Genomic DNA, 879 nt, shown 5'->3' with positions numbered 1-879 from the left:
TTAGAGGACCTAACAAAAGTCAGGGCTGGGGTGGCCACCGACGAAGGGCATCCCCAGCTTGAGTGCATGGTCCGCGAACTCGTTCCCGACGCCTTCTGGCAGCGTGTGGCGCCGCTGCTGCCTCCGCCGAGACCCAAGAAGAAGCTTGGACGCCCCCGAGCAGATGACCGAGCGGCGCTGGAGGCCATTGTCTTCGTGCTGAGGAGCGGCATTCCATGGGAGATGCTTCCTCGCAAGCAGTTCGGCCTGTCGGGCATGACAGCCTGGCGCCGGCTGGAGGAATGGACCGAGGCCGGGGTCTGGGAAAAGCTCCAACACCAACTGCTGGATGAACTGGGACTACGAGGCAGGGTGGACCTCTCCCGCGCCAGCATCGACTCGTCGTCTGTCCGGGCCTCAAAAAGGGGGCCCTCACGGGCCCAAATCCGACGGACCGAGCGAAGGCGGGTAGCAAGCATCATCTTCTCGTAGAGGCCCATGGACTGCCGCTCACCCAGTCGCTGACGGCGGCGAACGTGCACGACACCCACGAACTCTTTCCCCTCGTGGACTCCATACCTCCGGTGAGGATGCCTTCAGGGCAACGCTGCTTCCGTCCCAGGAAGGTCCACGGGGATAAGGCCTACGCCTCGAAGAAGAACCGGCGCGGGCTTCGAAAGCGCGGCATCGCACCACGAATCGCGCGACCAGGTGTCGAGTCCAAGGAGCGCCTGGGGCGTCACCGTTGGGTGGCGGAGCGCACTCTGGCCTGGAAAAATCAACTTCGTCGGCTCCGTGTCCGTGACGAGCGCAGGGACGACGTCCACTTCGGCTTCCTCGTCCTCGGCTGCTGCGTCATGCTCTTCCGAAGCCTCTATCCTCACATTTGATAGAGGCTCT

Annotated in this window: 1 protein-coding gene; it reads left to right on the top strand. The window is 63.5% G+C overall.

The window, feature by feature from the left end; translation table 11 throughout:
- The first annotated feature begins 66 nt into the window (after positions 1-66).
- Positions 67-869, top strand: a protein-coding gene (locus tag HUA75_RS46010) for an IS5 family transposase (protein ID WP_174490134.1) whose coding sequence is annotated in 2 segments (ribosomal slippage) — positions 67-412 and positions 412-869 — 804 coding nt in all. Because the reading frame shifts where the segments join, the coding sequence is not laid out codon by codon here.
- Positions 870-879: the final 10 nt, after the last annotated feature.

The sequence above is a fragment of the Myxococcus sp. CA040A genome, from assembly GCF_013336725.1.
In the GTDB taxonomy this organism is placed as follows: domain Bacteria; phylum Myxococcota; class Myxococcia; order Myxococcales; family Myxococcaceae; genus Myxococcus; species Myxococcus llanfairpwllgwyngyllgogerychwyrndrobwllllantysiliogogogochensis.
This window is presented reverse-complemented; position numbering and strand designations above follow the sequence as displayed.